The organism is Pontibacter virosus, assembly GCF_003096355.1.
Lineage (GTDB): Bacteria > Bacteroidota > Bacteroidia > Cytophagales > Hymenobacteraceae > Pontibacter > Pontibacter virosus.
In genome coordinates, this window is sequence record NZ_QEKI01000006.1 from 31291 (window position 1) to 57229 (window position 25939).

General features: G+C 48.3%; 27 protein-coding genes and 2 tRNA genes. 13 read left to right on the top strand and 16 right to left on the bottom strand.

From position 1 onward, the window contains the following. Positions 1–11 precede the first annotated feature (11 nt). Positions 12–662: a pyridoxamine 5'-phosphate oxidase gene (gene pdxH / locus C8E01_RS10650; protein ID WP_116543389.1), complete on the bottom strand. Its 651-nt coding sequence runs from the start codon at positions 660–662 to the stop codon at positions 12–14. A gap of 275 nt (positions 663–937) precedes the next feature. Here pdxH and C8E01_RS10655 point away from each other — a divergent pair, with 275 nt between their 5' ends. The 10 genes from C8E01_RS10655 to C8E01_RS10695 all read left to right on the top strand — a co-directional run bounded on the left by C8E01_RS10655 (position 938) and on the right by C8E01_RS10695 (position 11356). Next, the gene (locus C8E01_RS10655; RefSeq protein WP_116543391.1) at positions 938–1507 is read left to right on the top strand and encodes a YqgE/AlgH family protein; all 570 of its coding nucleotides are present in this window, start codon (positions 938–940) and stop codon (positions 1505–1507) included. Positions 1508–1533: 26 nt separating this feature from the next. Next, positions 1534–3705 carry a DUF349 domain-containing protein gene (locus C8E01_RS10660; protein ID WP_116543393.1) on the top strand — a complete coding sequence of 724 codons (2172 nt, stop codon included), beginning with the start codon at positions 1534–1536 and terminating at the stop codon, positions 3703–3705. A 130-nt stretch (positions 3706–3835) separates the two neighbouring features. Next, a tRNA-Thr gene (locus tag C8E01_RS10665) sits at positions 3836–3908 on the top strand. A 22-nt stretch (positions 3909–3930) separates the two neighbouring features. Continuing rightward, positions 3931–4003 (top strand) — tRNA-Thr (locus tag C8E01_RS10670). A gap of 170 nt (positions 4004–4173) precedes the next feature. Further along, positions 4174–5340 carry a hypothetical protein gene (locus C8E01_RS10675; RefSeq protein WP_116543395.1) on the top strand — a complete coding sequence of 389 codons (1167 nt, stop codon included), beginning with the start codon at positions 4174–4176 and terminating at the stop codon, positions 5338–5340. A 2-nt stretch (positions 5341–5342) separates the two neighbouring features. Beyond that, on the top strand, positions 5343–6362 hold the full coding sequence (locus C8E01_RS10680; RefSeq protein WP_116543397.1) for a metal-dependent hydrolase: 1020 nt from the start codon (positions 5343–5345) through the stop codon (positions 6360–6362). Positions 6363–6372: 10 nt separating this feature from the next. Then, entirely contained in the window at positions 6373–7143 is a 771-nt protein-coding gene (locus C8E01_RS10685; protein WP_116543677.1) for an SDR family oxidoreductase, read from the top strand. 147 nt (positions 7144–7290) lie between these two features. After that, entirely contained in the window at positions 7291–7533 is a 243-nt protein-coding gene (locus tag C8E01_RS21640) for a hypothetical protein (protein ID WP_165820616.1), read from the top strand. Positions 7534–7600: 67 nt separating this feature from the next. Further along, a complete protein-coding gene (gyrA, locus tag C8E01_RS10690; protein WP_116543399.1) occupies positions 7601–10153 on the top strand; it encodes a DNA gyrase subunit A in 2553 nt (850 codons plus the stop codon). A 69-nt stretch (positions 10154–10222) separates the two neighbouring features. Then, positions 10223–11356: a tetratricopeptide repeat protein gene (locus C8E01_RS10695; RefSeq protein WP_116543401.1), complete on the top strand. Its 1134-nt coding sequence runs from the start codon at positions 10223–10225 to the stop codon at positions 11354–11356. A 65-nt stretch (positions 11357–11421) separates the two neighbouring features. Here the strand turns inward: C8E01_RS10695 and C8E01_RS10700 are convergent, their stop codons facing one another. The 7 genes from C8E01_RS10700 to C8E01_RS10730 form a co-directional block, all read right to left on the bottom strand. Beyond that, positions 11422–12711 (bottom strand): hypothetical protein, encoded by a 1290-nt coding sequence (locus C8E01_RS10700; protein ID WP_116543403.1) that lies wholly within the window; start codon positions 12709–12711, stop codon positions 11422–11424. A 191-nt stretch (positions 12712–12902) separates the two neighbouring features. Beyond that, entirely contained in the window at positions 12903–14291 is a 1389-nt protein-coding gene (locus C8E01_RS10705; protein ID WP_116543405.1) for a hypothetical protein, read from the bottom strand. A gap of 144 nt (positions 14292–14435) precedes the next feature. Next, entirely contained in the window at positions 14436–14870 is a 435-nt protein-coding gene (locus C8E01_RS10710; protein WP_116543407.1) for a phage holin family protein, read from the bottom strand. A 93-nt stretch (positions 14871–14963) separates the two neighbouring features. Continuing rightward, on the bottom strand, positions 14964–15605 hold the full coding sequence (gene msrA, locus C8E01_RS10715) for a peptide-methionine (S)-S-oxide reductase MsrA (RefSeq protein ID WP_243409529.1): 642 nt from the start codon (positions 15603–15605) through the stop codon (positions 14964–14966). A 151-nt stretch (positions 15606–15756) separates the two neighbouring features. Beyond that, positions 15757–16752 carry a cation diffusion facilitator family transporter gene (locus C8E01_RS10720; protein WP_116543409.1) on the bottom strand — a complete coding sequence of 332 codons (996 nt, stop codon included), beginning with the start codon at positions 16750–16752 and terminating at the stop codon, positions 15757–15759. A 118-nt stretch (positions 16753–16870) separates the two neighbouring features. Then, a complete protein-coding gene (locus C8E01_RS10725) occupies positions 16871–17152 on the bottom strand; it encodes a GIY-YIG nuclease family protein (protein WP_116543411.1) in 282 nt (93 codons plus the stop codon). A gap of 47 nt (positions 17153–17199) precedes the next feature. After that, positions 17200–17610 (bottom strand): hypothetical protein, encoded by a 411-nt coding sequence (locus C8E01_RS10730; protein WP_116543413.1) that lies wholly within the window; start codon positions 17608–17610, stop codon positions 17200–17202. Between the two features lie 179 nt (positions 17611–17789). Between C8E01_RS10730 and C8E01_RS10735 the strand changes: the two genes are divergently transcribed. Both C8E01_RS10735 and C8E01_RS10740 read left to right on the top strand, forming a co-directional pair. Continuing rightward, positions 17790–18209 carry a hypothetical protein gene (locus tag C8E01_RS10735; protein ID WP_116543415.1) on the top strand — a complete coding sequence of 140 codons (420 nt, stop codon included), beginning with the start codon at positions 17790–17792 and terminating at the stop codon, positions 18207–18209. A 33-nt stretch (positions 18210–18242) separates the two neighbouring features. Continuing rightward, positions 18243–18506 carry a hypothetical protein gene (locus C8E01_RS10740; RefSeq protein ID WP_116543417.1) on the top strand — a complete coding sequence of 88 codons (264 nt, stop codon included), beginning with the start codon at positions 18243–18245 and terminating at the stop codon, positions 18504–18506. Positions 18507–18508: 2 nt separating this feature from the next. Here C8E01_RS10740 and C8E01_RS10745 read toward each other — a convergent pair whose 3' ends face one another. After that, on the bottom strand, positions 18509–18709 hold the full coding sequence (locus tag C8E01_RS10745) for a hypothetical protein (protein ID WP_116543418.1): 201 nt from the start codon (positions 18707–18709) through the stop codon (positions 18509–18511). A gap of 93 nt (positions 18710–18802) precedes the next feature. Between C8E01_RS10745 and C8E01_RS10750 the strand changes: the two genes are divergently transcribed. Continuing rightward, positions 18803–19537 (top strand): pseudouridine synthase, encoded by a 735-nt coding sequence (locus C8E01_RS10750; RefSeq protein WP_116543419.1) that lies wholly within the window; start codon positions 18803–18805, stop codon positions 19535–19537. Here the strand turns inward: C8E01_RS10750 and C8E01_RS10755 are convergent, their stop codons facing one another. The 7 genes from C8E01_RS10755 to C8E01_RS10785 all read right to left on the bottom strand — a co-directional run bounded on the left by C8E01_RS10755 (position 19538) and on the right by C8E01_RS10785 (position 25886). Continuing rightward, positions 19538–19894, bottom strand: a complete 357-nt coding sequence (locus C8E01_RS10755) for a hypothetical protein (protein ID WP_243409530.1) — start codon at positions 19892–19894, stop codon at positions 19538–19540. A 27-nt stretch (positions 19895–19921) separates the two neighbouring features. Then, positions 19922–20848, bottom strand: a complete 927-nt coding sequence (locus C8E01_RS10760) for a DnaJ C-terminal domain-containing protein (RefSeq protein ID WP_116543422.1) — start codon at positions 20846–20848, stop codon at positions 19922–19924. Between the two features lie 127 nt (positions 20849–20975). Next, positions 20976–21578: a YqaE/Pmp3 family membrane protein gene (locus tag C8E01_RS21925; RefSeq protein WP_243409531.1), complete on the bottom strand. Its 603-nt coding sequence runs from the start codon at positions 21576–21578 to the stop codon at positions 20976–20978. Positions 21579–21719: 141 nt separating this feature from the next. Beyond that, positions 21720–22445, bottom strand: coding sequence for an N-formylglutamate amidohydrolase (locus C8E01_RS10770; RefSeq protein ID WP_116543424.1), 726 nt, complete (start codon positions 22443–22445; stop codon positions 21720–21722). Continuing rightward, entirely contained in the window at positions 22439–23695 is a 1257-nt protein-coding gene (locus tag C8E01_RS10775) for a carboxylate-amine ligase (RefSeq protein WP_116543426.1), read from the bottom strand. The genes C8E01_RS10770 and C8E01_RS10775 overlap by 7 nt, the downstream gene beginning before the upstream one ends. After that, entirely contained in the window at positions 23685–25160 is a 1476-nt protein-coding gene (locus C8E01_RS10780) for a RimK family protein (RefSeq protein WP_116543428.1), read from the bottom strand. The genes C8E01_RS10775 and C8E01_RS10780 overlap by 11 nt, the downstream gene beginning before the upstream one ends. A gap of 3 nt (positions 25161–25163) precedes the next feature. After that, positions 25164–25886 carry a peptidase-C39 like family protein gene (locus C8E01_RS10785; RefSeq protein WP_116543430.1) on the bottom strand — a complete coding sequence of 241 codons (723 nt, stop codon included), beginning with the start codon at positions 25884–25886 and terminating at the stop codon, positions 25164–25166. Positions 25887–25939: the final 53 nt, after the last annotated feature.

Below are 25939 nucleotides of genomic sequence, written 5' to 3' on the forward strand. Positions count from 1 at the left end.
TAGGTATAGAATCAGGGGGCAAGTCTCTTGCGGGACCACTGGTCATCGGCTCGCTCAAACACAATGCGGTCGTGCAAACGGTTCGGTCGGCCCTGCCAGAACTCAATGTACTCGGGTTTCAGCACATAGCCGCCCCAGTGTTGCGGACGGGGAACCATATCCAGACTCGCAAAGTCCTTTTCGTATTTTGCTTCGGCCCGTTCAAGCTCTTCGCGACTGTTTATCTCGCGGCTTTGCGGAGAGGCCCAGGCCCCAATCTGGCTGCCACGCGGGCGGCTGTGAAAATACGTGTCCGATACATCCGCTGCAACCTTCTCAATCGTGCCCTCTATGCGCACCTGCCGCTCCAGTTCCGCCCAAAAAAAAGTGATTGATCCAAGGGGGCGCTCTGCCAGGTCCTGCCCTTTGCGGCTATCATAGTTCGTAAAAAAGACGAAGCCATCCGAAGATACCTCCTTTAAGAGGACTACTCGTGCCGAAGGGCGGCAATCGGCGGAGACAGTAGACAGCACCAGTGCCGTTGGCTCCAGTACTTCTGATAAGATGGCCTCATTCAGCCATCCTTTAAACTGGTCGAGCGGGTTGTTGGAAACGGATTCTTCTGTAAGTGCCTGCCGGGAGTAGTTCTTCCGGATAGAGGCAATGTCATGTTGGAGCGACATAGCGAAAACGATGATTTGCCCAAAATTATAAAATAATCGGCTGAGGCTTAAATTTTAATTTATATTGCAATAATTTAAAAATATTTTATAAAATTAGAAGACTTATTTCCAGTATTAAAGGCTTTGTATAGCCGGGCAATGATTTCAAGCGATGCATCCGATTTACCGGAATTGTACCCTAATGTGTTGTTTGCGTAAGAAGGTATAAATAGCGATTGCCAGGCCTACCAGGCCAGAAGTTTTTGTTAGGTAAAGCAATTAAATCCTGGAAAACAATGGAGGAAGAAAGCGAAATAAAGCCGCAAAACGGCAGCATACTGATATCAGAGCCATACCTGGGCGATCCCAATTTTGAGCGTACCGTGGTTTTGATCTGCAGCCACGTTGAAGGTGAGGGAACATTTGGACTGGTATTGAACCGTTTGTCAAACCTTAAGCTGTCAGACGTGGTTGATGTATATAATGATACCTTTGAAGCTGAATTAGGTATAGGTGGGCCGGTGCAGTATAATACGCTGCACTATGTGCATCAGATAGCAAACCTGCCTCAGGCAGTACAGCTGAACGATAATCTATACTGGGGTGGCGACTTCGAATCGCTGCGCACGCTGATTGGAACAGGCGAGGTAACACCAGCAGATATCAAGTTTTTTCTAGGCTACTCCGGGTGGACACCTGGCCAGCTGCAGGAGGAGATCGACAAAAATGTTTGGATTGTGAATAACAATGCAGCAAATAAATTATTTAATTTGGAAGCAGATACGCTTTGGCGAAACATACTGCGCCAAATGGGCGGAAAATACAAGGTACTTTCAAACTACCCGGTAGACCCCCGCCTGAACTGACAAAACGTGGACTAAAACCTCAAGTCATGACAACTGATAAACAGCACACCGACGCAAACGGAGCTGAGGCCAACAGGCCCCGGCCAGAAGACGAAGCACAAGCCAACGGGCAGCAGGCCTCGTCTCCGATGGACATTGTAGAACAGCGCCTTGCGGAAATCAACGCACAAAAAGAGAGCGCACAAAACAAGCCATCAGAAGCAGGTGTGCCCAAAGAAGACCAGCCCGAAATAAAACCGGAACTGGCTTCTGAAGCAGAGACGACAGAAACAGAAAAAAGAACAGAGGCTTTTGCAGATGCAAACCTACCTGAGGCCGAGGCGGAGCCTAAAGAGGATTCACCAGGTATTGAAGCAACCACAGCAGAAGCATCAATAACAGAGACCACTGCTGATGCTCCTACATCAGCTGACAAGGCCACAAGCAAGGTGCACGAGACTTCTGCTCCAGAACACCACGATGAAGAGGAAGTGGATGAAGAGGACCACACAGACTATAGCGAAATGCCGCTGGAGGAAGTGCGCAATCATCTGACACAACTCCTTAAAGCGCCTGATGCGAAGCGCAAATACAAGAAGATACAGGAAATCCATCGTCAGTACGAGGACAAGTTTCAGGTTGAAAGGGGCCAGGCGCTCGATCGTTTCCGTCAGGAGGGAGGCACCGAAGAAGATTTTGAATATCATGCTCCCGTAGCACACACCGAACTGGAGCAACTCTATGCCGCTTACCGTGAGGCCCGCTATCAGGAACGACAGCACAGCGAAGAACAGCGTGGTCGTAACCTGGAACGCAAACGCGAGCTGCTACAGCAATTGCGTACTTTGGTAGAGTCCGCAGAAACTAAAAACAGCAGCGACGAGCTAAAAAAACTCCAAAATGAGTGGAAGAGCATAGGACCAGTGCCTCCAGGAGAGGCGCAGGAGCTGTGGGACTCTTATCACGCCCTGCTCGACATCTTCTACAACAACCGCAGCATGTTCTTCGAAATGAAGGAGCTGGACAGGCGCCGAAACCTGGATGCCAAAGTGCAGTTAATTGAACGTGCAGAAGCCCTTCAAAATGAGCCTACCATCAACAAGGCCCTCCAGGAGCTGCGCCATTTGCATGAGGAATGGAAGAATATAGGACCGGTGCCGAACGAGCAGCGTGATGCCATATGGGAGCGCTTTATTCAGGCTTCTGAAAAAGTACACGAGCAGCGTCGCTCATACATGGAGGAACGCAAAACGGTCGAGATGGCGAACCTGGAAAAGAAGCGGGGCCTGTTGGCGCGTTTGCAGGAGTTCCAGAACTTCAATACCGATCGCATCAACGAATGGCGTGACAAGACAGATGAGATTCAGAAACTCAAAGAAGAGTGGGACAATGCTGGTCTTGTACCGAAAGAGTATGCTGAAGAAGTAAACAAGAACTTCTGGGGTAATTATAAAGCTTTTTTCCAGCATAAAAACCAGTTCTTTAAAGGCTTGGACGAGCAGAAGATGCAGAACCTACGCCAGAAGACAGAACTGTGTGAGCAGGCTGAAAGTCTGAAAGAAAGCACAGATTGGAATACGACCAAAGAAAAAATGATTCAGCTTCAAAAGAAGTGGAAAACCATTGGCCGTGTTCCGGACAAGCATTCCGACAAGATCTGGCAGCGGTTCAGAGCGGCCTGCAACGAGTTCTTTGACCGTAAGCAGGTGCAGGAACAGCAGAAGGGTGCCGAAATGGAAAAGCTCTCTTCTGAAAAACTGGCTCTCTGCGATCGCCTGACAGACGAACTCGCACAGCCAAACACGACGACATCACTTGATGACTTCAACAGAATCGTAGCGGAGTGGGACACCCTGGATGCCGGTAATAAGCGAGTGAATACGCGGGTAGAGGAGAAGTTCCTTTCCCTGATGGAGCGATACCTGGAGCGTGTGCCAGACCTGCATTACGATGACCGTGCTACCATGCTGGCACAGTTGCAGGTGGACCGCCTGAAAAACAGTCCGGATGCCTCGCAGAAACTGTATCAGAAAGAGCAGACGCTTCGCCGGGAGATCGCACAATTGCAGAACGATATACAAACCCTTCGCACCAACCTTGACTTCTTTGCACGTTCTAAGAATGCCGATAAGCTGCGCGAGGAGTACGAAGGCCGTATAGAAGACACGCAACGACGCATCGATATACTGCAACGGCAGCTGGCTGCTTTCAGAAGATAAAAATTTCTGTTTGATACTCAAAAGCTTATCGAGAAAGGACAAAAAATCCTGTAACGGGTATTTGTATATTAAAAACCTTATTATACCTTTGCAACGCTTTAGAACGATAGGGCAACACAAATAAAGTATCGCCTCCTTAGCTCAGCTGGTAGAGCAACTGACTTGTAATCAGTAGGTCGCTGGTTCGATCCCGGCAGGGGGCTCAACTTTATTTGTTCTTTTACCGCCTCCTTAGCTCAGCTGGTAGAGCAACTGACTTGTAATCAGTAGGTCGCTGGTTCGATCCCGGCAGGGGGCTCTTAAAAGCCTTCAGAGAAATCTGAAGGCTTTTTTGTTTTTATACCTCTCTGCTCAACACTCTTTCTTTCTATCCTACAGCCAGTTACACTTTCATCCCGGAAAGGTATATATGGTTTTTCAAGTTTTATGCCTTATTTTGGGGATTCACCCAAGCACCGAACGAGATCCATGCAACTGATAGAAGTGAACACCCCGGAACTGGCCGCAGAGTTTATAAAAATGCAGGTTAAGCTGTACCGCAAAGACCCTAAATACATTCGGCCCCTTGACAAGGACATCCACCAGGTGTTTGACCCGAAGAAAAACAAATTGCTGCGCGATGGTGAGGCCATCCGTTGGATTTTGCGTGACGGTGAGGGGGAGACCATTGGCCGTGTAGCCGCCTTTATCAACAAAAAGACAGCAAAGTCATTTGAGCAGCCAACCGGTGGCATGGGCTTCTTTGACTGCATTAACGATCAGGAAGCTGCCAACGTGCTGTTTGACGCCTGCCGCAACTGGCTGCAGGAGCGGGGCATGGAGGCGATGGACGGTCCGATCAATTTTGGGGAGCGTGACAAGTGGTGGGGCTTACTGGTAGACGGGTTTCATGAACCTACCTATTGCATGAACTACAATCATGGCTACTACAAAAGGCTGTTCGAAAACTACGGCTTTCAGCTATACTTTAACCAGTATGTGTACTACCGCACTGTTGAAGATCCGCTGATTCCAGAGTACCATGAAAAAGCAAAGCGAGTGCTAAGTGACCCGGATTATTCCTTCCGGCACATCGATAAAAACAACCTAGATAAGTATGCGGAAGATTTCCGGATTATCTACAACAAGGGATGGGTGAAACACGAAGGCGTGCAGGCAATGGGAGAGGCGCAGGCCAAGTCTATCATGAAATCGCTCAAGCCGATACTGGATGAAAAAATCATTTGGTTCGCCTATTACAAAGATCAGCCAGCTGGTTTCTTTATTGCTATACCTGAGTTGAATCAACTGTTCAAGCACGTGAACGGCAAGCTGGATTACTGGGGCAAAATTAAATTCATCTACCACCGCTGGAGAGGCGCCTGCAAGACCATGTATGGCATTGTGTTCGGCATCATACCAGAATGCCAGGGCAAGGGCGTAGAGGCGGCCATGGTGGTTTCTGCAGCCAAACTGGTGCAGGGTAACCCTAATATCCCCTACTATGACCTACAAATGAACTGGATCGGAGACTTCAATCCCAAAATGATCAAGTTGGTGGAGCAGTTGGGTAGCCGGGTATACAAGACCTACACGACCTACCGTTTCCTCTTCGATCGCGAAAAGGAGTTTAAACGCGCTCCGATCATCAAATAGGTATGGATTCACTGACGCAGATCGTATTGGGAGCTGCCGTGGGCGAAGCGGTGGCTGGGCGAAAACTGGGCAACAAGGCACTGCTCTGGGGCGCAATTGCCGGCACTATACCTGATCTAGATGTGCTGGCCAATCCGCTGTTGGACATGGTGGGTCAACTGAGCTTTCACCGCTCCATGACACATTCATTCTTTTTTGCCATAGTCGCCTCCCCACTGCTTGGCTGGGTGCTTTGGCGACTCCACAAAAATGAGCATGCCACCTTCCGGGACTGGACCATGCTGTTCTTCCTGGGCTTCACAACTCACGCCATACTGGACAGTTTCACAACATGGGGCACCCAACTCTTTTGGCCTTTCACCAATTACGGTGTTGCCTTTTACAACATCTTCGTCATCGATCCGTTGTACACGATTCCATTCCTGATTTGTGTGATTGCCGTGCTGTTTTATGATAGGCGCAACCCCAAAAGACGGCTCTGGAATAATGCCGGGCTCATCATCAGTTCGCTTTACATTGCGTTCTCTTTTGGTGCACAGGCCCATGCAAAAAGTGTTTTTAAGGAAAGCCTGAATGCACAAGGTATACCCTACGAATCAGAGATTGTAAAAGCCACCCCGATGAACACCCTGCTCTGGTCTGTAACAGCAGCGTCCGAGGACGGCTTCTATAACGGTTTCTACTCCCTGCTGGATCAGGACCAGAACATCAGATATAGCTTTGAGCCACGCCAGGAAAACCTGCTGGATGAATACCGCGGGCATCCGAAAACGGAGCGTCTGCTTCAGATTACCAAAGGATACCATGCGGTAGAAGAAGTAAAGGAGGGCATACACATCAAAGACCTGCGATTCGGGCAATTCGACGGCTGGCAGGAAGGCAAGGGGCAGTATGTGTTCGTATACCATGTATGGCGTGCAGAAGATGGTTCTCTCCGGTTCGAGGAAATCAACAATCGCCCCGAGATTGACGGCGATTACCTGAAAGCTTATTTGCACCGTATTCTCGGAAATAAAGACTAGACCCATGCGTATGACATCAGCAAGATGGTTGCTTAGCGGCAAAAAGGCCGTTGTAACGGGCGGATCCAAAGGGATAGGCGCCGCGATTGTAGAAGAGTTTATCGGGTTGGGCGCCGAGGTGCTGGCTGTGGCGCGCAAAGAAGACGACCTGCAGCAGTTGCAGGCTAAGTTTCCGGAAGGATTAGAAGTTTTGGTAGCCGATGTAAGCACAACAGAAGGACGACAGGCCTTGCTCGATAAAGTCCATACCTATTGGGGCAAGCTTGACATCCTGGTGAACAACGTAGGAACCAACATCCGCAAACCGGTAACAGATTATACACCGGAAGAATACGATTTTGTAATGAGTACGAACCTGCGTTCCGCTTTTGAGTTGAGTCGTAGCTTGTACCCCCTGCTGAAGGCCTCAGAACAAGGCAATATCATACAGGTGACTTCCGTAGCGGGCCTTACGCACGTGAAAACCGGTGCTATTTACGGCATGACCAAAGCGGCCCTTGTGCAACTTACCAAAAACCTGGCAGGGGAGTGGGCCGCCGATGGAATTCGTGTTAATGCAGTGGCCCCCTGGTACATCAGCACACCACTTGCCCAGACGGTGCTGCAGAACGAACAATACCTGCATGAAGTACTGGTCAGGACACCCATGCGTGTGATTGGAAAGTCAGAGGATGTGGCAGGTGCGGTAGCCTTTCTATGCATGCCGGCAGCAGCCTATATCACCGGTCAGACGCTGGCCGTAGACGGTGGTTTTACAATCAATGGATTTCACCCTGCCTGAGCCACAAAACAGGTATAATTCCGGTATTTCAGGTAGCTAAACTATACCCTGAAACGCTGGTTTATTAATCCAAATTTTACTACTTTTGTATGATTAGGATGCAGGAGCAAAACACCAATTTCGAGCGCTCTTCTTAACCCGATATGCATGGCAAAAATCCGATTGCTTTTACTCTTCAGCACTTCTCTGCTGCTTCTAACTGTTTCATCCTGTAAACCCATGTGTCCGATCACTTCTTGTCAGGTTCGCATGGAACACTTGCATGGCGAACAGGAGTATCGCGGCCAACCCATTTACAAAAAGCAGAACCCTAAAATCGGCGAAAAACTGCCGAATCACAAAGGGGAGGTTCGCAAGCGTACCAACGACAAGAGCCAGCGCAAGAATTAATGAATATTACAGGCTTTTGCCTGATCAGTATATTATCCAACAAAAAACTATTATTTAGACCTTGAACATGAACGAAGGCGAACGAATAATACCGATCAACATTGAAGACGAGATGCGTGGTGCATACATCGATTACTCAATGTCTGTTATCATTTCCAGAGCCTTACCCGATGTGAGAGACGGCCTGAAGCCAGTGCACCGCCGTGTGCTGTACGGTATGTCCGAACTGGGGGTATCTTATAACAAATCCTATAAGAAGTCAGCCCGTATCGTAGGAGAGGTGCTGGGTAAGTACCACCCGCACGGTGATTCCTCGGTATACGAGACCATGGTGCGTATGGCACAGGAGTGGTCGCTGCGCTACCCACTGGTAGACGGCCAGGGTAACTACGGCTCCATAGACGGCGACTCGCCGGCTGCGATGCGTTACACGGAGGCCCGCCTCAAGCGCATTGCTGACGAGATTCTGGCCGACCTGGAGAAAAACACGGTGGACTTTGTGCCTAACTTCGATGACTCCCTGAAAGAGCCGTCTGTGATGCCTGCCAAGTTCCCGAACCTGCTCGTAAACGGCACGTCCGGTATCGCGGTAGGAATGGCGACTAACATGGCGCCGCACAACTTAACGGAAGTGATCAACGGAACGATCGCTTACATCGATAACAAAGAGATCACGGTAGCTGAACTGATGCACTATGTGACGGCCCCTGACTTCCCGACAGGTGGTATCATCCATGGTTATGATGGTGTAAAGGCTGCTTTCGAGACGGGTCGTGGTCGCGTACTGATGCGCGCGCGCGCCAATTTTGAGACAAATTCCGCTGGTAAGGAGCAGATCATCGTAACGGAAATTCCTTACATGGTGAACAAGGCTTCCCTGATCGAGAAGACCGCCGCCCTGATCAACGATAAGAAAATAGAAGGCATATCGGATCTGCGGGACGAGTCGGATCGTGACGGCATGCGCATCGTGTATGACTTGAAGCGCGATGCTATACCTAACGTAGTACTCAACAACTTATACAAGTATACTGCTTTACAATCATCGTTTGGTGTCAACAACGTGGCCCTGGTAAAAGGCCGTCCGATGACGCTGAACCTGAAAGAGCTGATTCATTACTTCGTAGAGCACAGACACGAAGTAGTGATCCGCAGAACACAGTTCGAACTGGACGAAGCGAAGAAGCGCGCCCACATATTAGAAGGTTTGCTGATCGCCCTCGACAATCTGGACGAAGTGATCAACCTGATCCGTTCGTCGCGTGACCCGGAGATAGCCCGCAACGGCTTGATGGAGCGCTTTGCGCTATCAGAGATCCAGGCTCGTGCCATTCTTGATATGCGTCTGCAGCGCCTGACCGGTCTGGAGCGTGACAAGATTCAGGCAGAGTATGCTGAGATCATGAAACTGATCGACTACCTGACTTCTGTATTAAACGACGAAGGCCTGCGCATGCAGATCATCAAAGATGAGTTGAACGAAATAAAAGAGCGCTACGGTGACGGGCGCCGCACCAGCATCGAAGCCTCTACTGGCGATATCTCTTACGAGGACATGATTCCGGAAGAGAGTATGGTGATCACCATTTCGCATGAAGGCTATATCAAGCGCACGTCACTCAGCGAGTACCGTAGTCAGAGCCGTGGTGGCGTTGGGTCGAGAGGTGTAGCCGCATCTAAAGAGAGCGATTTCACAGAGCACCTTTTCGTGGCCAGCACGCACCATCACATGCTGTTCTTCACGGAGTTTGGTCGTGTGTTCTGGATGAAGGTATACGAGATTCCGGAAGGAGGGAAGACCACCAAGGGACGCGCCATTCAGAACCTGATGAACATTGAGAAGGAAGATAAGATTCGTGCCGTAATCAATGTGCGTGACCTCAAGAACCAGGATTTCGTACTGAACCACAACCTGGTATTCTGTACAGAAAAGGGCACGATCAAGAAGACCGTGCTGGAGGCTTATTCAAGACCACGTACCAACGGCATCAACGCGATTACGATTAACGAAGGCGACCGTTTGCTGGATGTTCAGCTTACAACCGGCAATAGCGAGATCATCATCGCACTGGGCTCTGGGCGTGCCATCCGTTTCAACGAGCATCAGGTTAGACCAATGGGTCGTAACGCTGCGGGCGTACGCGCCGTAACGCTGGCCGGACCGGACGACAAGGTTGTTGGTATGGTTTGTGTAGAGAACGAGAGCACGGAACTGCTGGTAGTTTCCGAAAACGGATTCGGTAAGCGTTCATTGCTGGAAGAATACCGTATAACGAACCGCGGCGGAAAAGGTGTGAAAACCCTGAACGTGACGGATAAGACCGGTAAACTGGTGGCTATAAAAGGCGTGGTTGATACTGATGACCTGATGATCATCAACCGTTCAGGAATTACGATTCGTCTTCGCGTAGCTGATATCCGTGTGATTGGCCGTGCCACACAAGGTGTACGACTGATCAAACTGACAGAAGGCGACCAGATTTCGTCTGTAGCGAAAGTAGAGATGGAGAACGAAGAAGAAGTTGCTGAAGCTCTGATGGAGCAGTCAGAATTGAAGCCTGAGGACTCTCTACAGCCTGATACTCAGATAGATCCTGAAGTAGCTGAGGATGAAGTTTAATCCGTAAATGGAATTATATTTTATTTATTAATCGTTTAACAAACAAACAAAAACCAATCTCTGAATAGTATGAAAAAAATACTGATGACAGCCATGGCAGCCGTAAGCGTTCAGGTTGCTGTCGCTCAGAATTCGGCCGTGAACAGCGCCGTGCTCAACCATAAGAACGGCACGCTGGACAAAGCGCTGGCTGACATTAACAAAGCAACTGAGCATAAAAAGACGCAGGATAAAGCGAAGACCTGGTTCTATCACGGTGTAATCAACCAGGACCTGATCGGTCACCCGATCTATGGCAAACTGGCTACTGAGGAAACACCAGAAGTGGCGCTCGCCTCATTCAACAAAACGCTTGAAATTGACGGTGAAAACGGTCAGTTCGGTAAAATGGTGCCTGAGCGTATGGAGTTGCTTTATGGTCAGATCCTGAACCAGGCCGTGGAATTCCACAATAGCCAGGACTGGGACAATGCCATTGCCAAGTATGACATGGCTTCCAAGATTAATCCGAAAGATACAACCGCTGTATTGTATGCAGCTTACGCTTCAACAGCGAAGCAAGACTACGCCTCAGCAGTAAAGTATTATGATCAGTTGATCGGTATTGGTCACACAACAGAGGATGTTTACAAAAACAAAATTCAGCTGCAGCAGGCCATCGAAGCAAGCGACGATGAGGTAATGGCTTCTATCGCTGCTGGCTTGGAGAAGCACCCGAACAGTGTATACCTGATGCAGGAAGAACTGCGTTACTACCTGAAAAACGACCGTGCTGACGAGGCCATGGCGAAGCTGGACAAAGCGATCGAAGCAGATCCTAAGAACGCCAGCCTGTATGCGGTGCGCGGCAACCTGGAAGAGCGTAAAGGAAACATCGACGCTGCTTACACTAACTACAAGAAAGCAGTAGAAGTAGATCCAAATAACTTCGACGGATTCTTCAACCTGGGTGTACTCGAGTACAACAAGGGTAGTGAATTCAACAACAAGGCTGCTAAGATGGACTACGCTACTTACAAGAAGAAAGGTCCGGCTCTGGAGAAGCAGGCTATCAAGCACTACGAAGCTTCGCTGCCTTACTTCGAAAAAGCCCTTGAGATTCAGCCAGAAGATCAGGCAACACTTGCCAACCTGCAGCGTGTTTATACGCGTCTGAAGCGTACTGCTGATGCAGAGAGAATCGGTAAGAAATTGAAGAACTAATCTTCATAGATACTAAATTAAAAAGGGAGTCCAATACGGGCTCCCTTTTTTTGTTGCTTTCTTATTTACAAGCTCTTTGTGAACCGTGTAAATTCCTTCAAGCCTTTCTTCTTCATACCCTCCGGATCGAACAAGTAATCTAAAAAGGATTGATAGGTATAGCTAGTTGCCTTCGACCATTGAACCGAATTGAGCCTTAGCACACTTAAATCTTTGTCTTTGAGTAAGATGGACTTCTGTAAACTTTGCTGGTAGGCCTTCACGTTGAACGATTTTGATTCGTCCGGTAAAGTGACAAGCCAGGCTGCATTGAGTTTGTTTCTGTCTGTCGTAAACCAGTTCAGCGTATAGTTGGTCGGTTTATCCTGTCCAGTAGTGATCTGTAGAATTTCAGGATTGGTAGTCCCAACCGTAAAGTCAGGTTCTTTCAGGAAGGAAAGATCTGTCGGAATTTCCTCCGTCAACTTATAGTAATTGAGTTCATTGTTTACTGAATTCCTAAAAGTGAGGCTGAGTTCAAAACTCTCAAACAGAGCAGGAGGGACCATCAAGTCATGTTTAATAGGGTTGATCAGATTATGACTCGTTTTAGCTTTTACTGAATTGTATACTTGGAGTGGATTGACGTAATTACCTGTATTATGGTAGCCGTTTAGATTGGCATAATGCAGCAAAAGTCCGTTTGGCTTTACAAAATCATGCATTTCGAGCGTGCCTGCTGTTGAATAATCTACGGTTACATCAAAGTCATTGGCTGCGCTATAAATGTATTTTCCTAAGTCTGGCAGTAACAAATAGGTATAGTTATTAGGGAATATTCTTGTATAAGAACCGATTTGAATGTCACGGGACTGGCTGGATGTACCTGCCGTATAGCTGCCTAACAGAGTTGAGTGGAATGAAAAACCACCATAATTATAAGGTAGATTAGTATAGCGAACTTTACTGTTCAGCGTGGTTTCTTCATTATAGGTATTCACTGAGTAGTTCAGATTCTCGTTAAGCATCCATTTATCGGGGTTAACTCCTGTATACGTCCTGATCAAATGGTAGTCAGGTCCCTGAATGCTTTCGTTACTTGTAATGGTTGTTACATCAAAGGTTTGGTCATCAGTCTTCAGTTTGATCCAATGTGTTTCAGATGCTGTTAGCAAGGTGTCGAGGAGAACAGAACCATTTTCTTGCGCTACAATCAGCTCAAATTCTGCTGTGTTGATGTAGGCGGGCTTAAAAGACAAGGTGAATTCAAATGTGGCAAGCTCTGGAGAAGTTTCGGGTTTCGGTTCAACTTCAGTTTTAGAGCAACCGAAGGTTAAAAGAGACGCAATCCAGATAGCGCTTAATCTAGTTTTCATGTGATGGGTGAATGGTATAGAGTTATACTGATAAGGTGAATTTACGGAAATACAGGGCTAGCCATATTTACTACTTAACATAATATAAATTATAAGACTGATTATATACGAGCATTTATACTCTATAATAAGTGTCACTGATAATATACTTTATGTTAAGTAGCTGTATTTTCATGACTAGCTTAGATTGCTTACAACTTCCTTGATCTGATTCTGATTAAGGCTTCCTGTAGCCAATCTTTCGGTGTGTTATTTTGTTTAGCCAGTTTGATAGCGTTCTGTATGTTTGCTTCAGCTTCTTTAAAATCCTCCAATCGGTAAAGCAAAAGCGCATAGGTATGGTAATAGGCAACTGTCGGATCTAAGTCCACTGTGCGCTTACTCCAATCTGCCGCATTGGTCAAGGCTGTTTTATTTTTGGTGCCGGTCTGGTACATGTAGTATGCAGCATTGTTCAACTCCATGGTATAGGAACTTGGCGCCGCTTCAATTCGTGTTACCACTTTGGTCTCTGTGGTCTGGCCGGCTTCTCTCATATTTTCGGCCATGGCTGCTCCAGGCGCTATGCGTGCTTGTTGCCGCTGCTTTTCAGAGGTTACAATTTTGGCAGCAGAGTCCTGTGGTATAGCCATAAAGTAACGGTTATAGTAAACGATAGCATTCGGAATGTAATTTGCTGTATCCTTGGTGCTTCTATAGAAACTAAGCATGTTACTCAGATACGTTCGCTGTCCACGGGCTGTATCATTGTTCCAGGTGCTTCTTGCAAAGCTAGCGCCGCGCTCTGCCATACTTCTATCTTTCGTTTCAATGGCATTCCGCATAGTATTGACAATGATCTTGTTATTAATCTCCACCCGCTTTGCATAAGGCAATGAGCTATACAGGCTGTCTACAAGTTTCTGGTTTTGGCGGGCATACCGGTGCGCCTGACTACCCACCAGCGGACCAAATTCGAAAATAAAGATGACTTCTGAGAAAGATGCTATACCTGACTCTGATAAACTACCAGCATAAGCGTCCAGTAATTTTGCATCGGGCTCCACTCCCATTTCCTTATGCAAAATCAGATATTGCCTTAAAAAATCGGTATCCCTCCGTCCCTTCTCAAATTCCTGCTGAAAATGACTTAAGTTGTGTGTACTGTTTTGCTTGTCCTGAAATGCTTTAATGTCGTCGAGGTAGCGTTGAGGCGAGGAATAATTTCCGTGGTTACGGTGTATCAGAATGCCATCTGAGTTCAGGTATAGGAATGTCGGAAATGCCCGAATGCTGTACTTAGTGGCCAGAAGATTGCCTGCCGTAGATCTGTAGCGAGCTTTGAAATTGACGAACTGGGTGTTGTAGGCCTCTGTAACCTGCGGATGTTCAAGCCCCGATCCTATCATTTGTTCACGCATTTGCCTGGGAACATCTTTGGATATTTCGGGACCGGAAACGAGTATAAAAACTGGTTTTTGTAGTTGCTGTGCCTTAACTAAGACCGCATCCAATGAATCTAGCTCAAAATTGATTTGCTGAGAGTAGGCACTCTGATAGCTAAGGACAAATAAAAAGAAGAGAACAAAGTATGTTTTCATGCTATAATTAAGATCGTGTGTTTATTCTCTTAAATATAGCTAAAACAATATAATGAAGGGTTATTTGAATTCAATATATCTCTGATTATAAAAAAAAGTAGCCAGAGATGGTGTCTGGCTACTTTCCATACCTATTGAATATCGTTAAACGAGTCGGATTGTATTTTCTCCTATGTTCTCTGACTGAGCTAAATACTGCTCCAGCTTTGGCTTATTATCGAGCTTCGCATATTCCTCGTCTCCACCCCTTGCCCAGCCAAGCAGCGCCAGGGCTATGGCTGTTGCGATGGCAATAACAAAGGCTGGCCACCAACCATCTACTTTAAAATTGCCCACCAGCTTATCAACCAGCTTGATCATCAAAGCCGTAACGATCAATCCTATAATGGCTTCGAGCAGAAAAAATGAAACCAGATTAAGTATACCACGCAGCAGCCAACCGACAGTCGCATTGAACAGACCAATCAGGAAAGCCACCCATAGAGCCGTCAGAAAGCTCTTCACGTGCACTTGTGGCAGTGCATAGGCAAGCAACAGAATAACACCAGCGCTTACCAGTAAATTGAGTATAAAGTCCATAATTTGTAGTGATTTAGTGACATTTTTTTGTCCTAATACGGATACAAACTTTTATGGATATTTTCTGTTAAAAAATCTTATTGAATTGGCTTGTTACTGCTGCTTCAAGTAACTGTCCTTCAGCTTACTACGGAAAGCATCTTCAAACTTCACAACCTTCGGATAGGCAATAGATCTGACGTAGGGGTCGTCAGGATTATTACGGTAATAATCCTGATGATAGTCTTCCGCAATCCAAAATTTGCCAGCTGGTTTGAGTTCCGTAACGATCCTGTTCCGGAATGTGCCGGCATCCTCCAGAGCGCGCATGTAGGTGCGGGCCTGGTTTCGCTGCTGGTCATCATGAAAGTAAATGGCTGATCGGTACTGCTTGCCTACGTCGGGTCCCTGCCGATTTAAAGTGGTCGGGTCGTGTGTGGCAAAAAACACCTCCAGCAGTTCCCGGTACGTGATGACATCGGGCCTGTACCAAATGCGTACTGCCTCGGCATGGCTCGTTCTTCCATTGCTAACCTGTTCGTAGGTAGGTTGTGCTTCACCCCCACCTGTATAACCCGATTCTACACGGTCCACGCCCTTGAGTCTCTCAAAATAGGCTTCCGTACACCAGAAACAGCCACCGGCAAAAGTTGCTTTAGTAAGCCCGAGGGTATCCGGGCTATCGCCGTAGCTGTAAGCACTTTGCTGCAAAAAAGTACGTTGCTCCCCTCCGGATTCGGTGCATCTCCAGAGCAACAGTAAAAATGGGATTAAAAGATATGTATATTTTCGAACCATACGCCACAAGCCTTATTATTGGCTACGCAAAATTAACCGCTCGGTATAGGTTTTTGTTAAAAATTTCCACGTCCCCAGTTAACGCGAGCGCTTATGGTTTATCTGGAGGCTAAATGCCATGTTTTTTGTCGGCAATCACTTTGTCCAAATCCCACTCCACCCTTTTTCTGGGAGGTGCCCGCCGGACCTTACAATCTGCTTTGGTGCAAATAGGACAAGATACTTCTATACAAGGATCAGTATGAATGAAAAGCTCAATATCCGGGTCGATCTGTTCCCGCACAAGCGCTCCGACAGCCTCCACTTCTTCATGCGCCTCTAATACGGTGAGGTACCATGGCACTGTCAGGTGGCAGTCTATGTGCAGCGTATTGCCATATTTGATCACACGCAGGTTATGAATATCGATCCAGTTTTCGCGCCGGTTATCGTTCAGCACCCGCACGATACGTTGCAATAATTCGTAGTCAGCCTCGTCCATAATACCCGCCAGCGAAGCCCGCAGGATACGGTAGCCTGTGTAACAGATGAAGGCACCAAACAAGATGGCCACCACGCTGTCCAGCCATACCTGGCCGGTAAGGTATAGTAGCAGCAGACCAATGAGTATACCCGCTGTAGAGTAAGCATCGGTTTTGAGGTGCTTGCCTCCAGCCACCAGTACCATGGAATTGGCGCTGTTGCCCCGCCGCTCCGTTATATACCCAACAATAAAGTTGATGACACCTGATACTGCAATGAGGTACATACCGGCATCGAGTCGGGAAATGACTTGAGGCTCAAACAGATTATAGAAGGACTTGAGAATGATCGCCCCTCCTGCCACCAGGATTAGGGAACCCTCCAGCGTAGCGGCCACAAACTCGATCTTGCCGTGCCCGTAAGGGTGATTCAGGTCTTTTGGCCGCGCAGATAGCACCAGACTATAGAGCGAAAAACCACCGGCCACCACATTGATGATTGATTCCAGAGCATCTGTGAGAATAGCGTTGGAGTTTGTGAGGTAATAGGCCAGAAACTTGGCAAACAGCAGCAGCAAGCCCACTACCAACACCAGTAGTTGCATGCGTATATTCTCATTTGGCTGCTGCAGCTTTTTTTTCATTGCGATGGCTAGATTCCGGCAAATGCATGGCACGCTAAACTATACCTGACCAGGTATAAGGTAAAGCGTTCTGTGACAAACATAATGGAAAATAGTGAGAGAATGGGTCTTGAATAAATTAGCTCAGCGTATCTGTCAGATCAAGCCAATTGGGATTCATGGATTCTACAAGGCGAAAATGATCTTCAGGTGCTGCTGATTTGATGCGATACTCCCGAACCCGGGCTACTTCCTCCAGGTCGTAGTGCTCGTAATACACCAGTTTGAATTGTCCGGATTGGCTACCATTGCCAGCCATCTGCTGCAGTAGGTTTTCAGAAATGCCAATGCTCAGCTGTGGCTGGGACTGATCGCCCAGTATGTATACATAGAAGTGATTTGCGTGCTGGTTTGGCTGCATAGCTTAGGTGAGTTTGTAACAAGGTATACGAAAGAAGTACTACCTGGTTAAAAAACCTGCAGCCACTGACGGGCATCGTCGGGAAGAAAGAAAGTACGCATGGCAATGCCTGTGCTTCTGTCTACCGTATTGTCAATTTCGAGTTGCGTGAAGAATTCATAGGAATACACCCAGGCGAAGTATTTTACACCTGCATCGCGTAAGCCGGGTATCCAGACTCTGTTCATCCATTCGGTATCACCCGAGTGGCCTGTCACCTTCGAGTTGTCGTTCAGGATTTTAGTAATCCTATACTCTTTCACAAAATCAAGTATTTTCAAACAGCCCGTATGACCTTTTTCAGAGTTCAGCCAACCTTGCCAGTTTGATAGCAACATTTCATTTTCCGGATTCACGCTGATTTCCAGAAAGTCAGATGTATGCACTAACTGCTCTTTATTTTCATGTACATATAGCATAGTAAAAGTATACCTTAACTTCTTCTTGTATTTTTTACCTATGCAATAGGCTTAAAGTTACCAGCTTTAACTCATTCATTGAACTATCCAAATAATAACCCTTTAAAGCTAAGGAATATTGAACTATAGTTCCACTTAATAGTATTGTATTAATACTGCCCATTGACTTAAAAACTTACATGAAGCAATATAAGGACAATTACTGTCAGATCAGTTACAATTCCAACATCAACCAGGTATACTTGAAATGGTTGCTGCCACCAGACGAAGACGCGCTCCTGAGCGGTTACGACAAGGGGTTGGATATGGCCATCACAAATCAGGCGGCGAGTTGGGTGACTGATAACAGCATCGGATTTCAGCCAGATATTTCGATGCAACGCGCCTTGGCACAGCTGGCAGCTAGCCGTTTAGAGCAAACTTCACTAAAGCGTTTTGCGCGCGTAACACCTATCGATGTGTTCCAGGAGTTGATTACGCACAAAATATTCAACCAGATCAACGACCTGACGGTGAATAGCATCGAATTTGAGGTTTTCCATAACCCAAAGGATGCCCAGGCCTGGTGCCGGCAGTTAAGCCTTTTATTAGTTAATTGAAATTTAGAACGGAAACAGACCAAAGCTAAACGCATGGCACTTGGACCGAAACTAATCGAGAAGTTGGACAAACTGTATGCACCCGACAGTAAATTGGACCAGCATTACAATGGTAAGGACCTGACCTTTATCACCAACGAAAATGGTGAGGCAGTTACTCTGTTTATTGGCAAGCGGCTGGAAGATGGGGCGATCTCAGGAGAGCGCTATGTCCGCAAAATTATACGCGATAACAAAACCGGTAAAGTGGTGCGCAGCCATTGGGACCTGAAAGGGAAAGTTACCAGGAGCACCTGACTCTACAGTTCCTGCATGTCGAAGTCTTTGCCACGCCCATAGCGGATCAGGTCGTTCAGCATGAACACGTCCAGCGTATGCAGGTCTTTTACCAGGTAGTTTCCTTCCTCGGGCATGTCCAGCACCTGAAACTCAAAGCGCTCACCGTAATTCTCCATCACATACTTTTTCCCTTTCCGAAGGTTGTCAAACGATATGGCCATGCTGTGTATTCTACTTGTAAATTTTCGGCAAGTATAGGCAGCTTTCAGTTCAGTTCTAACTATATGGCTATCTTTGCCAAAAAATAAGTTCAGGTGCTAGAGATTATATACGAGGACGAAAGCTATGTAGCGGTGAATAAACCCAATGGTTTACTGGTACACAGAACCCGCATTGCGGAGGAGAAAAAAGAATTTGCCCTCCAGATGCTGCGCGATCAGTTGGGGCATCCTGTGTACGCCGCACACCGGCTCGATCGCGGCACTTCCGGCGTTTTACTCTTTGCTAAAAACTCGGAAGCCGTTACACCGCTTGTAAAAGCATTTGAAGACAAACAGGTAGATAAAGTGTACTACGCCATTGTGCGTGGCTATACCCCGGAACAAGATACGATCGACAGTCCCATCCGTCCTGACAAAGACCACAAGCACAAAGCGCCGCAAGATGCAGTGACGCACTACGAACGCTTAGCCACTGTTGAACTGCCTATACCTGTCGGACGCTACAGCACGGCCCGCTACTCGCTGGTAAAAATACAACCAGAAACAGGGCGCATGCACCAGATTCGGAAACATTTTGCGCACATCAGACACTACATTGTAGGTGATAAGCGGCACGGGGACTGGCGCCATAACCAGATGTTCCGCGAGCTACTGGAATCTCCAATCATGCACCTGCACTCAGCATTGCTGGCATTTACCCATCCATTACAAGGAAGTATAATTGAGATAAAAGCACCTATGCCACAGCACTTTGAGCGCCTATGCTTGCAGTTTGGCTGGAGGGAGGTCCTGCAGAAAGAAAGTCTGTTGCAAGAGTCTCTGCAGTGATCAGGTATGGCGTAGCATCTGGTGCACCATTTCGAGTTGCAGTTGCGCCACAAAGGCATTGCGCGAATCGGCGTTGAGAGCGGTAAGCAAATAGGCCATGCGTGACAACCGCCAATCCTGCACCACCTCCCCGTTTCGTGAACGGTATACTACTTTAAAGTTTTCCTGAAGCGGCACATGCATGCAATTACACACCTCAGTGGCCCGCTTCACTGCTTCGCTCAGTTCCTGCAGGTTTTGACAGCCTTGTTTCTCCAACAGGTCGGTGGCATAGCAGGTCAGGTTACGATCAGCCAGGCTGTCAACAAAGCTATCAATTGGGCTATGGATGCTGATGTGGTCGAGGGTCATTAACATGGCATTCGGCTTAAAAATCTACTTTATTTATACGCTGGCGGTCTTCCGTTGATGCAACTCCCTGAGCCGCTCCATCAGGCCACGCTCCTCTTCTGAGAGGTGAACAGGCAGCTGCACATCTATCTTTACGTACAAATCGCCGTACTGGTCTGCTTTACCGTACACGGGCATTCCCTTTCCGCGGAGGCGCAGCGTCTTCGCATTCTGTGTACCGGCTGGTATTTTAAGCTTAAGCTTGCCGGTTAGTGTGCTTACCTGCACCTCCCCTCCTAGAATGGCGCTATACATATCAAGGTTCAGTTTCGTGTGAAGGTCATCTCCCTGCCGTTCAAATCCGGGGAGCGGCTGCACCTGCACTCGTATGTACAGATCTCCGGCAGTTCCACCCGCCGCAGGACCGCCTTTTCCCTTAATCCGGAGCACCTGTCCATCAGATACGCCTGGCTTGGTGGTAATCCGCAATTGCTGGCCATTGACGGTTAGTAAACGGGAGGTGCCGCTGTATGCTTCCTGCATCGTGATGAGCATCTCGGCTTCATAGTCCTGCCCTTTGGGCGCTCGCCTGCCGGAGCGGAAGCCTCCCCCCTGCTGTGAGAACCCTCCACCGAAGAACTGTTCGAAGAAATCAGAAAAGCCACTGCCTCCTCCAAACATATCGCCCATGTCGCCTTCGTAGTAAGTGCCGCCACCACCAGGTCTTCCCTGGTATGGCCCGCCCTGCTGCTGAAAGTGCCGCCAGTTAGAACCCAATTCGTCGTATTGTTTGCGCTTCAGCTCATCGCCCAGTACTTCGTAGGCCTCACTAATGTCCTTAAACTTCTCTTCGGCTGCTTTGTCGCCTTTCGTTTTATCAGGGTGATACTTCTTGGCTAAAGCACGGTAGGCCTTTTTGACTTCGGCCTGGGAGGCAGACTTCTCTACGCCAAGTATCTTATAATAGTCCTTGTATTCCATGCTTGTAAAGGTATAAAGGTCAGTTTAAGGTATAAAACGCAAACGTGCTCACGGGGTTAAGTAGGCATAAAACAAAAAGCACCGCCCCGGAAGGCAGTGCTTTTAATGGATAACTAACGCCTGGGCTTTAGATAGTGTCTGTCACAACGAGTAGTGCGTAGATCACACCCGGAATCCAGAAGAGTAGCGTTAGGATAAGGCTGATCCAGAATTGCGTGCCGATACCCACATGCAGGAATACGGCCAGCGGAGGAAGAAGTACGGCCAGGATAATCTTGATGATGCTCAGTTCACCACTACGCCGGTCTTGCTTCAGGGCTTCACGAACCTCTTTCTTAAATTCCTTTTTCTCAGCCTTCGTCATATTGGCAATGCGCTCTTTCGCCATGGCCATGGCTTCGGCTTCAGTAATAGTCACTTCTTCGGCAGCAGGTGCTATTGGGGCCACTTTGGGAGCTGATGCCACAGGGGCAGCAGGTACGGCAACGCTAGCCTCCAATACAGGTTCTGCAACTGCTTTTTCGGTGGCTTTCTCCTCAGCCGCAGCCATAGCTACTTCGCTCAGTGATATCTCAGGGGCTACCTCCTGCTGTGGAGCAGGCTTTTTCATGTCATGATAAGGTGCCTGCTTGTGGCCGGCAAACTCGTAGTACTTGGCTGAGCTACAGGCAAACATCAGTTGCGCGGCTACCAGAACAAATACCAGGTTAAGTAAACTTCTGATCTTCATAGTTTTAGAATTTTAGTTATTAAAATTAAAAAGATTGATCCCTTGCTAAGGGTGTATACTGCATGAAGAGATAGCGCTATGGTTATATGCAAAACTCTTCATATATAACATACAGTACTGTATTACAGCATATTTTGTTCTCTAAATACCATGCTCGGACAACAAAGCCCTGTTACGCAGCACAACTTCCTGCAGCGTACGTGCCAGCAGCGCTTGTATTTCCTGCCAGCGGGCACCACCCTGCTGCGGGAATTTCTGATTTACCTCCAGCTCAATGCCCACATACTCATCTGCCGAGAATTTGCGGCGCAGGTACGTAGGAAAGCCATCGGCTATACCCAGATAGGGGTAATTAAAGCGGACAAGCAGATCTTTATCTGCTTTGTTCAGGGCAGCCTTCCACTCTTTGCTGTAGGCCTGTTCGTGTTTGCGCTTCGGGTCGTAAAGCAGACCGATATCAGCCTGGCGCTCCTCTCCATCCAGCATCGGTGTGAAGGTATGCACGGCCACATGCAGCAGGCGCCTTCCTGCCGAAACAAAGTCCGATACCATTTGCTCTACCTGCTCCCGGTAAGGTTTGTAATGTTTTTCGAGCAGACGTTCCTTTTCCGTGGGTGGCAGTACTTGGGTATAGGCTGAGAAAAGTTTAGCGTGATGCAGGGAGCGGTTTAACTCCACCAGCAGCCTGCTGGTTTCAGCATAAAAACCTACGTCCGCAATTGGCTTCAGGGTATTATACAGCTCCAGAGCGCCAATGTCGTAACCCTGGTGCGTTTTCAAAACCTCCTCATGCCCTTGGAAGAGCGGAGCATAAGCTGGGGGTATCAGGTTTCCTCCGTGTTCGCAAGTCAGTAATAATCTCAGCATGGTTTTTCAGGTATAAATACACTGCCTTGCTGCAGGCAACGCGCCAGGCTAAGGTATACGCGTCGAATATCCTGCTCACCTGGGTTGTCGCCCAGTGCCTCTACAATGCGTTTGGATAGGCAACCGCGAGAAAGTATCACGTTAAGGGCATGGACTACATGGGGCTGTTCTTCGAGGTTCAATGTTTCAGCTACAATGTGCTTCCACAGTTCGCCTACCGTACAGTTATCTTCGCAGTCAAAACCAAAACAATCGATAAACGCCCGGTCGTTGATCACCACTTCCTGCCCGTTGTGCACCACCTGCAAGAAAAGATCTGACAAACGGCTTTCGTCCCATTGCTTCAGTTTGTCTATACCTACCCAGCGCTCAGCTACCAAAGCCTGTATAGCGGCAACGAAAGCCTGTAGCACGGCCAGATCGGCTACCGGACTTTCCTGAATATCGATGATGCGGATCTCGATGGCATTGCGGTCGAAGCGGGCGATGGCGCCGCGTGAGTTTAGAAACTCTTCCTGCAACACACCCTCCGGATCGTGTGGGGCTACCGCTTGATACATGCGATTCAGGATCTGCTCCTGGTAATCTGTTTGCGTAAACACGGATTCAGGCACAACTTTGCCGGCAATTGCGGGAATCTTGCTCTGGTTGTGGCGATATACCTCCAGGCGGGTGTCCAACAAACCGGATACTTTACCGTCCAGCACAGGTGAAGACGCAGCCAGGGCAGGTATAAGCGGCAACACCATGCGGATGGCAGCGTGCAGCTTTCCGAACTCCTCATCACTGCCAAACGGCAGGTTCAGGTGCGTACTCTGCAGATTGGCCCAGCCATGTCCACGACAGTCAAAAATGCGGTTGTAGGCTTCGTATACCGCGTTGTGCTCGTGTGGCCACAGTTTCGTTTCCTTGAAAGGGTCCATCAGCGGGTGTGCGCCCGTCGGAAGCAGCATGGCATTGTGCTTTTCGAGCAGCTGGTTGATCTTCCTGACATGCTCCTGAAAGTCATTTTCCAGCCCGATCAGGGTGTGGGCAGGCGCTTGAGTTTTCAGTTCTACCACGTGCAGCACCAATTCGTTGGACCAGGCCATCTTGCCAAATTCTACGTCCGACACGTAGGCGCCCACTTCGTCATAGATCAGCTGATCTGTAATTGGACGAACCTGCAGGGTGTCCGTGTCCACGATCATATATTCCATTTCCACACCATAGCCTTCAAACAGGTGCAGTGTCGCGGGTTTAGTACTCATCTGTTCTAACGTTCTTGTTGTCATCTATGCGTTTCTTTATGGATTTAAGGATAGCGGTATAAAGCTCTTTTTTGAGTATCTGGTCCTCGCATCCGGCGTCGATGCTCGGGTTGTCGTTCACTTCAATTACATAGGCCTTCCCATCAATCTCCTTTATATCCACGCCATATAGCCCGTTTCCGATCAGGTTCGCCGCCTTTATAGCCGTGTGCAGCACAACGAATGGTACTTCCTCAAATGGTACCGTTTCGTGGTCTCCTTCCGTGTCGTTCTTCTTGCCACTCCAGTTATAGATCTGCCAGTGTCCCTTGGCCATGAAGTACTTGCAGGCATAGAGCGGCTGCTTGTCCATGATGCCGATACGCCAGTCAAAATCAGTCGGGGTGAACTCTTGCCCGATGATCAGTTCGGAGTCAACCAGCATCTCGTCTAACTCCCGCTGCAATCCTTCGCTGTCTTTGGCCTTTACCACACCCTGCGAGAAAGAACTATCCGGTTTCTTGAGCACACAAGGTATACCGAGCTCCTGCTCTACAAGTTCGCGGTTGTCTTTGTGGATGATCATTGTCTTAGGTATAGGCACTTTTGCCTTGGTGAGCAGCTCCGCCAGGTATACCTTGTTGGTGCAACGCAGGATCGAGATCGGATCGTCAATTACCACCAGTCCATCGGCATACGCTTTGCGGGCGAATTTGTAGGTATGGTGGTTGACCGAAGTGGTCTCGCGTATAAAGAGCGCATCAAATTCAGGCAGCCGACGGTAGTCGTCCTTGGTGATCATCTCTACATAGAAGCCCATGCTCTCACCGGCCTCTACAAAGTGCTGCAGCGCCTTTTTGTTGGATGGCGGCTCACTCTCGTCCGGATCGACCAGGATGGCCAGGTCGTATATTTTATTGCGTCCGATCTTGGCGCCCGAAAAGCGGTGTCTGGCAAAGTAGGACTTTGCAAAACGCAGCAGGTAGCGCCAGTGGTGCTCCGGTACGTCGTTGATCGGTATAGCCGAAATACTTTGCAGCACCCATTCATCTTTGTAGACAAACTGCGCCCGCAGCAGCGGCGCCTGGAACAGGTCGTGCAGTTGCTTGCAAAGCTTCTCGTACTTCTGCGCCACATTCTGCCCGAAATAAATACTCAGGGTAAAGGACTTGGAGCGCAGGGTTCCCAGGGTTTTCTGGATCAGGTCGTTGAGTTCCACTGTAATGGCCCGCACAATGGTCGGGCTTTTGAGGTCCTGCATGGTGGCCACGCTCGGTATGGGTTTATGCCCCCGCGCCTCGGCCAGCAATGACACATAGTAACCGGCGCTCTGGTATTTGTAAGAGCGGCACAGGTTAAAGATCCGGGCATTTTTTATATCAGTATAGGCGGTGTCTGTCAGGTATGTTTGCACATCCACCACTTCCACGTCTTCAATCGCCACATCCCAGTCTTTGGGATAATCCACTACAACTATTTTTCGCATGGTTTATTCGTCGATGGGTTCAGAGTCCACTGGCTTGATGGCCAGCAGGTTGGCATCAAAAGTAGCCATTCCCAACATAATGGAGTTGAGCAGGTGCGATGCCTTCACCTCATAGTAATTGTTTTGAAAAAAAGGATTCTCCTGGTACGGATCAGCCACCACAATCTGTTTCTGGTCATCAGCAAAGCCGCACAGCACCACAAAGTGCCCCATCGGGTAGCCACGCACATCGTCATAAATTGAGTTGCCCTCCTCGTCGCTAAACTCCCGGGAGCTTTGGTACAGGTAGGTGGCACTAAGGCCGGTGAGCAACGGAATGCCCTTCTCAAAGTACTCCCTTAGCAACCCTTTGGTCAGGTCCGTACAACGCAACTCGCCACCCCTCTGCAGAAAATCAATGTATGCCAGGGTGGCCCGCTTGAATTTTGTGCCTTTCTTAAAAGCCAGCTGCTCTTCCAGTTTCACGATGATTTCCTCATTGCTGAGTTGAAACCAGGTAGGATCAAAAATGTGCAGGTTGTAGGTATAGATGCGGGCCTTGTAGCCTCTTTTAAGCGCATGGCAGGCCAGCAGTACTTCCAGTGTACCGCCTTCGTCCAGATACGGCACTTCTTTGATCACCTCGCTCAACGAGATAGTATCTTTGAAATAGCGATAAACCGCATGCAAACTGGTAGGCCCGCAGGTGGAATCGTCAGGTTGCGTATGGATCTTGATCGGAATCACAGGCAGCTTTTTTGTGTTGCACTTAATAACAGTGTGCCTCTTATACGCGGACT